Origin of the sequence: Mycobacterium sp. E3339, assembly GCF_001666915.1 — a bacterium.
GTDB lineage: Bacteria > Actinomycetota > Actinomycetes > Mycobacteriales > Mycobacteriaceae > Mycobacterium.
Genome location: NZ_LZIZ01000118.1, coordinates 56,671 through 63,833, shown reverse-complemented (window position 1 = coordinate 63,833; position 7,163 = coordinate 56,671). Strand labels below are relative to the sequence as shown.

Annotated in this window: 6 protein-coding genes; all 6 read right to left on the bottom strand. The window is 70.6% G+C overall.

All coding sequences use genetic code 11. From position 1 onward, the window contains the following. Positions 1-60: 60 nt before the first annotated feature. The 6 genes from A5702_RS10705 to ahcY all read right to left on the bottom strand — a co-directional run bounded on the left by A5702_RS10705 (position 61) and on the right by ahcY (position 7,154). Positions 61-693 (bottom strand): ComF family protein, encoded by a 633-nt coding sequence (locus A5702_RS10705; RefSeq protein ID WP_068220501.1) that lies wholly within the window; start codon positions 691-693, stop codon positions 61-63. 37 nt (positions 694-730) lie between these two features. After that, positions 731-2,488 (bottom strand): MtrAB system accessory lipoprotein LpqB, encoded by a 1,758-nt coding sequence (gene lpqB / locus A5702_RS10700; RefSeq protein WP_156349391.1) that lies wholly within the window; start codon positions 2,486-2,488, stop codon positions 731-733. Continuing rightward, positions 2,488-4,173 (bottom strand): MtrAB system histidine kinase MtrB, encoded by a 1,686-nt coding sequence (gene mtrB, locus A5702_RS10695; RefSeq protein ID WP_082459687.1) that lies wholly within the window; start codon positions 4,171-4,173, stop codon positions 2,488-2,490. Before mtrB ends, lpqB begins: the two co-directional genes overlap by 1 nt. 13 nt (positions 4,174-4,186) lie before the next feature. Further along, on the bottom strand, positions 4,187-4,873 hold the full coding sequence (mtrA, locus tag A5702_RS10690) for a two-component system response regulator MtrA (protein WP_068220497.1): 687 nt from the start codon (positions 4,871-4,873) through the stop codon (positions 4,187-4,189). 80 nt (positions 4,874-4,953) lie between these two features. Then, positions 4,954-5,586 carry a dTMP kinase gene (locus A5702_RS10685; RefSeq protein WP_068220513.1) on the bottom strand — a complete coding sequence of 211 codons (633 nt, stop codon included), beginning with the start codon at positions 5,584-5,586 and terminating at the stop codon, positions 4,954-4,956. 95 nt (positions 5,587-5,681) lie between these two features. Continuing rightward, positions 5,682-7,154, bottom strand: coding sequence for an adenosylhomocysteinase (ahcY, locus tag A5702_RS10680; RefSeq protein ID WP_055399088.1), 1,473 nt, complete (start codon positions 7,152-7,154; stop codon positions 5,682-5,684). Positions 7,155-7,163: the final 9 nt, after the last annotated feature.

Below are 7,163 nucleotides of genomic sequence, written 5' to 3'. Positions count from 1 at the left end.
TGCCACTGATTTCGCGGAGCTGTTGCGAGTTCTTCACATACTCTTGGCGACCGCCCAGCCTCAGGCGGCCGCGAGCGTCAGCACTGCGGTGACCCGAACCCCCGCCGCCCGCAGTATCCGCACCGATTCGCGGGCCGTCGCCCCGGTGGTGACGACGTCATCGACGATCAAGACCTCGGTGGCCGGGGGCGCGCGGCGCAGCCGCACCCGGCCCGCGACGTTGCGCTCGCGGGCGCCCGTGCCCAGCCCCACCGAGTCGCGAGCGAGCGCCCTCATCCGCAGCGCCGGGGCGACCGTGATGGCCGGGTGGCCCGCCACCGCCGTGCGCGCGAGCCTCGTGACCGGGTCGCCGCCGCGCCGGCGCGCCGCCGAACGACGCGTCGGCGCCGGTATCAGGGTCAGCGGGGTCTCGACGATGCCCCACGACAGCAGCCGGTGCACGCCGGTGGCCAGCGCCCCCGCCAACGGGCCGACCAGATCGGCGCGGCCGTGCTCCTTGAGCGCCAGGATCGCCTGCCGGCGGGCGCCGGCGTAGCGGCCGAGCGCGAACACCGGCACCCCCGGGTCGACGCGCGGGCTCACCACATGCGGCTGGTCGGCGGCCACCCTCAGCTCCCGGGCGCAGGCCGCACACCAGCGGGTCGACGGGGCGCCGCAGCCGCCGCACTGCAGCGGCAGGATGAGGTCGAGCATGGGGGCCAGTGTCGCGGGCGGGTCCGACAACCCCGGGTCAGCCGGGCAGCACCGGCGCCGCCCCGAACACCATCAGCCCGGGCACCTCGGACCAGCCCTGCTGGCCCTCGGCCGCCGCCGCCGAATACTGCAGCACCCCTTGGGACGCGCCGACGTAGACGGTCGAGGGGTTGGCCGCGACCGTCAGCACGGGCATCTGCAGGCCGCGGGCGGGCGCGTCCGAGTTCACCCCGTCGAGGTTGACGTAGGAGACCGGGTGGCTGGGGTCGGTGCGGGTCACCACGATGTCGTCGCCCGTGCGCCAGGACAGCGAGACCACCGAGTTCCCCAGCCCGAAGCCGAGCCGCCGCGGATACGTCAGGGCGTACTGGCCGGCCTGGGTCTGCTCGACGCTGGCCAGGATCACCTGACCGCCGATCACCATCGCGGCGCGCGTGCTGTCGCGGGACAGCTGCAGGTCGGTGATCGGGCCCGGGAACCGGCTGGACACGGCGACGGAATCGACCGGGATGCGGGCGGGTTGGCCCGAGGCCGGCTCCTGGATCGCGCGCAGCACGTTGTTGCCGTCCACCACCACCCAGACCGCGTCGTCCAGCGACCAGCTCGGGCGCGACAGGCCGTGCCCGTCGGCGGACTGCACCGCCTCGCCGCCGAGGTCGCCGATCCACAGCGACGCCGCCTCGTCGGGCGCGCCGCGGTGCAGGGTCACGACCGACGCCACCTGCCGCCCGCTGCGCGACAGCGCCGCGCCGGTCTGGTCGCCCATGCGCCCGAAGGCCCCGGGCACGTTCGCGAAGTGCTGGCCGTCCAGCGACACCAGCGACCCGTTCACCAGGGCATGCAGCCCGGCGCCCGCGCCGTCGGCCACGCCCGGGTCGGTGGCGGCGACGTCGGAGGTGGTCCAGCCCTCGGCGAACCTGTCGTCCAGCGGCGCGCCGTCGGCGTTGATCACATACGGCCCCCGGATGTCCGCCCGGGCCAGCGTCCAAATGATTTGCGCCGCAAGCAAAGCCCGGCTGTGCGGATCGGTGGTGGACAGCTTCTCCAGTTCGATGCGCGCGCCGCCGTAGCCGCGCCCGATGCCATTCTTGCCGCCGTCGGCGCGGGTCACCGGCCCGCGCAGCCGCAGCGGCGGGGCGAGCAGGTTGCGGACCGTGTGCGCCATCTCGGGCCGCGGTCCGGCGATCAGCTTGGAGACCAACTCGGTGGCCAGCTGATCGTGGTCGGCGACCGCGACGTAGCGCGGATCCGGAACCACCGTCTTGCCGGTCGGGTCGGCGAAGTACAGCGTGTTGCGCTTGTAGGTCGACTGAAACTGCTGCCAGTCCAGGAAGACCCCGTTGGGCAGCCGGTCGATCCGCCACCCGCCGGAGGTCTTCACCAACTCGATCGGGCCCGGGTCGGGCAGCACCCCCTCGGCCGTTTCGAACACCCCCATGTCCGACAGCGACCCCAGGATGTCCGCCCGCATGGTCGCCGAAACCCGTTCGGCGGCACGGGTTTCCACGAACACCACGTGGTCGATCAGCAGCGCGCTACCGGCGTCGTCCCAGGAGTTGGAGGCCGACTGGGTCAGGAACTGCCGTGCGGCCAGATGCCGGTTCGCGGGATCGGCTGTGGCCTTGAGGAATTCGCGCAGCAGCACGTCGGGATCCATGCCCGGCGTCGGCTTGGGCAGGTTCGACGGCGCCGGCCGCTCGACCGTGCCGATGGCCTGTGGGGCCGACGAGCTGGGGACGCCGGCGCAGCCCGCCAGCAGCACCGCGAGCAGCAGCAGCCCGATCAGGCGCCGCATCACCCGCTCCTCTCGGCCGGTTCACGCAGCCGCGAGCGTTCTTTCGCCGGCGGCGGGGCCGCCGGGTTCGTGGTGGCCGTCGGCGGGATGGGCTTCATGGGCAGCGGGCTGGTGGTCACCTTGTGGCCGCGAACCAGCGGGAGCGTCAGCCGGAAGCAGGAGCCCTCGCCGGGCTCGCCCCACGCCTCCAGCCGGCCCTGGTGCAGGCGCGCGTCCTCCACGCTGATCGCCAGGCCGAGCCCGGTGCCGCCGGACCGGCGCACCCGCGACGGGTCGGCCCGCCAGAACCGGCTGAACACCAGCTTCTCCTCGCCGGGCCGCAGGCCCACCCCGTAGTCGCGGACGGTGACCGCGACGGTGTCCTCGTCGGCGCCCATCCGGATCTGCACCGGCTTGTGCTCGGCGTGGTCGATGGCGTTGGCGATCAGGTTGCGCAGGATCCGCTCCACCCGCCGGGTGTCGACCTCGGCGATCACCTCCTCGTCGGGCAGGTCGACGAGCAGCTCGATGCCGGCGTCCTCGGCCAGGTGGCCGACGTTGCCGAGCGCGCTCTGCACGGTGGTGCGCAGGTCCACCGCCTCGACCGACAGCTCGGCGACACCGGCGTCGTGGCGCGAGATTTCCAGCAGGTCGTTGAGCAGCGACTCGAACCGGTCCAGCTCGTTGACCATCAGCTCGGTGGACCGGCGCAACGTCGGGTCGAGATCCTCGCTGTGGTCGTAGATCAGGTCGGCGGCCATCCGGACGGTGGTCAGCGGCGTGCGGAGTTCGTGGCTGACGTCGGAGGTGAACCGGCGCTGCAGGTTGCCGAACTCCTCGAGCTGGGTGATCTGGCGGGACAGGCTTTCCGCCATGTCGTTGAAGGACACCGCCAGCCGGGCCATGTCGTCCTCGCCGCGCACCGGCATCCGCTCGGACAGGTGGCCTTCGGCGAACCGTTCGGCGATCCGCGACGCCGACCGCACCGGGACCACCACCTGGCGGGACACCAGCAGCGCGATCCCGGCGAGCAGCACCAGCAGCACGGCGCCGCCGGTGATCATGGTGCCGCGGACCAGCGTGATGGTGGCCTGCTCGTTCTTCAACGGGAAGATCAGGTACAGCTCCAGGTTGGCCACTTGTGAGGAGGCCGGCGTCCCCATGATCAGCGCCGGGCCGGAGAAGCCGTCGGTGTGCACGGTGGCGTACTGGTAGGACGCCTGCCCGGCCTTGACGAACCCGCGCAGGGAATTGGGCACCTGGTCGACGGGCCCGGCCGTGGTGGCCGCGCGCGGCCCGTCTCCCGGCACGATCAGCACCGCGTCGAAGGCGCCGGCCAGCCCCGCGCCGGACGCCGGGTCGGTCTTGGAGGTCAACGTGTTGCGGGCCAGCTGCAGGCTGCTGTCCAGCGAGCGGGTCTCCTCGCCGCTGACGATCCCACCGACGGTGGTGCGCGCCCGCTCGATCTGCTCGATGCCGGCCCTGACCTTCACGTCGAGCACCCGATTGGTGACCTGAGAAGTCAACACGAAGCCGAGCGCCAGGATCACCGCCAGGGACAGTCCGAGCGTCAGCGCGACGACACGCAGCTGCAACGACCGGCGCCACGCAACGGCAACGGCGCGACTCACCGCACCCATGCCGCGGGTCATGGGACCCGAACGCCCCCAGCGGCTCCTAGTCCGTCGCGGCGAGCGCCAAATCAACGACGCTCCCGGATCACGGAGGTCCGGCCTTGTATCCCACTCCTCGAACGGTCAGCACCACGGTCGGATTCTCCGGGTCCTTCTCAACCTTGGCCCGCAGACGCTGGACGTGCACGTTCACCAGGCGGGTGTCCGCCGGGTGCCGGTAGCCCCACACCTGTTCGAGCAGCACATCACGAGTAAACACCTGCCGCGGTTTGCGCGCCAACGCGACCAGCAGGTCGAACTCCAGCGGCGTCAGCGAGATCTGCTCGCCGTTGCGGGTGACCTTGTGCGCCGGCACGTCGATCTCGACGTCGGCGATGGAGAGCATCTCCGCCGGCTCGTCGTCGTTGCGCCGCAGCCGCGCCCGCACCCGCGCCACCAGCTCCTTGGGCTTGAACGGCTTCATGATGTAGTCGTCGGCGCCGGACTCGAGGCCGAGGACCACGTCCACGGTGTCGGTCTTGGCCGTCAGCATGACGATCGGCACGCCCGAATCGGCACGCAACACGCGACAGACGTCGATGCCGTTCATGCCGGGCAGCATCAGGTCCAACAACACCAGATCGGGGCGCAGTTCGCGCACCGCGGTCAGGGCCTGGGTGCCGTCACCGATGACCGCGGTGTCGAAACCCTCCCCACGCAACACGATGGTGAGCATCTCGGCCAGCGAAGCGTCGTCATCGACGACGAGAATCCTTTGCCTCATGTAGTCCATGGTGTCACCAGATCGGGACAAACCCGGCACGCCACACGGGCGTTTCGTGCCCGATACCGCCAAATCGTGACAATTCTGTGCTAACCGGCGGTCAAAGTCGCCGCCAGCTCGGCCGGATCGACGTCCGCGTCGGCGACCAGCCAGGGCCCGCCCCAGTTCGCGGCGGCCAGCTCGGCGTACACCGCGCCGGTGCGCAGCTGAAGTTGATCGTCGCGCTCGTAGCTGTCGCGGGCCCGCCCGGGGTCGGACTGGGCCCGGCTGCGGGCGCGCTGCCCGGCCAGCTCCACCGGCACCGCGAGCAGCACCTGCCAGTCGGGCGCGGGCAGCCGCAGCCGCCGGTACTCGAGCTCGAGCACCCACGCGGCCGCCGCGCCGGCCGCGTCCTCGTGCAGGCGCGCGGCGCTGTAGGCCGCGTTGGACGCGACGTAGCGATCCAGGATCACCACGTCGTGGTCGCGGCGCAGCGCCTCGATGTCCTCGACGGCCCCGGCCCGGTCGAGCGCGAACAGCATCGCCATCGCGTAGACGGACGACGCCAGGTCCCCGTGCTGGCCGTGCAGGGCCTCGGCCGCGACGTCGGCGGTCACCGATTGGCCGTAACGCGGAAAAGCCGTGATAGCCACGGACTTTCCCGCCGCCTGGAAGGCTTTGCGCAGGCCCTCGGATAACGTCCGCTTGCCCGCGCCGTCCACCCCTTCGATCGCGATGAGCACGGCGCCCAGCCTAAGCCCGCCGCCGGACGCCACGTTGGCGTGACACTCGACGCCGGACGCCACGCTGGCGTGACGTTCGGCGAGAAAGCGCTACCTCAGTAGCGGTAGTGGTCGGCCTTGTAGGGGCCGTCGACGTCGACGCCGATGTACTCGGCCTGCTCCTTGGTCAGCTTGGTCAGCGTGCCGCCGAGCGCCTCGACGTGGATGCGGGCCACCTTCTCGTCGAGGTGCTTGGGCAGCCGGTACACCTCGTTGTCGTACTCGTCGTTCTTGGTCCACAGCTCGATCTGGGCGATCACCTGGTTGGAGAAGCTGTTGCTCATCACGAACGACGGGTGCCCGGTGGCGTTGCCCAGGTTCAGCAGCCGGCCCTCCGACAGCAGGATGATCGACTTGCCGCTGTCGGGGAACGTCCACACGTCGACCTGCGGGCGGATGTTGGTCTTGGTGGCGCCGGAGCGCTCCAGCTGGGCCACCTGGATCTCGTTGTCGAAGTGGCCGATGTTGCCCAGCACGGCGTAGTCCTTCATCGCCTTCATGTGCTCGAGGGTGATGATGTCCTTGTTGCCGGTCGCGGTGATGACGATGTCGGCGGTGCCGATCGCGTCCTCGACGGTCTCGACGTCGTAGCCCTCCATCAGCGCCTGCAACGCGTTGATCGGGTCGATCTCGGTGACGACGACGCGCGCGCCCTGGCCCTTGACCGAGTCGGCGCAGCCCTTGCCCACGTCGCCGTAGCCGCAGACCAGCACCTTCTTGCCGCCGATCAGCACGTCGGTGCCGCGGTTGATGCCGTCGATCAGGGAGTGCCGGCAGCCGTACTTGTTGTCGAACTTGGACTTGGTCACCGAGTCGTTGACGTTGATCGCCGGGAAGGCCAGGTCGCCGGCCGCGGCGAACTGGTAGAGCCGCAGCACGCCGGTGGTGGTCTCCTCGGTGACGCCCTTGACGGACTCCGAGATCTTGGTCCACTTGTCCTTGTCGGTCTCGAAGCGGTTGCGCAGCAGCTCCAGGAAGACCTTCCACTCGGTGGGGTCGTCCTCCTCGGCGGGCGGCACCACGCCGGCCTTCTCGTACTGCGCGCCGCGCAGCACCAGCATGGTGGCGTCGCCGCCGTCGTCGAGGATCATGTTGGCCGGCTCGTCGGGCCAGGTCAGCATCTGCTCGGCCGCCCACCAGTACTCCTCGAGCGTCTCGCCCTTCCAGGCGAACACCGGGACGCCCTTGGGCTCCTCTGGCGTGCCGTAGGGGCCGACGACCACCGCGGCGGCGGCGTGGTCCTGGGTGGAGAAGATGTTGCACGACGCCCAGCGAACCTGCGCACCCAGCGAGACGAGGGTCTCGATGAGCACCGCGGTCTGCACGGTCATGTGCAGCGAGCCCGAGATCCGCGCGCCCTTGAGCGGCTGCACTTCGGCGTACTCGCGGCGCAGCGACATCAGACCCGGCATCTCCTGCTCGGAGAGCTCGATGTCCCGGCGACCGTATTCCGCCAACGACAGGTCGGCGACCTTGAAATCGATGCCGTTGCGGACGTCGGCGGTCAGCGAGCTTTCGGTCGTCGTCATAAAAGTTCT

Bases quoted from the DNA above. Each gene is read 5' to 3' on its own strand.
- A5702_RS10705 (WP_068220501.1), bottom strand. From the start codon at position 693: ATGCTCGACCTCATCCTGCCGCTGCAGTGCGGCGGCTGCGGCGCCCCG.
- lpqB (WP_156349391.1), bottom strand. From the start codon at position 2,488: ATGCGGCGCCTGATCGGGCTGCTGCTGCTCGCGGTGCTGCTGGCGGGC.
- mtrA (WP_068220497.1), bottom strand. From the start codon at position 4,873: ATGGACTACATGAGGCAAAGGATTCTCGTCGTCGATGACGACGCTTCG.
- ahcY (WP_055399088.1), bottom strand. From the start codon at position 7,154: ATGACGACGACCGAAAGCTCGCTGACCGCCGACGTCCGCAACGGCATC.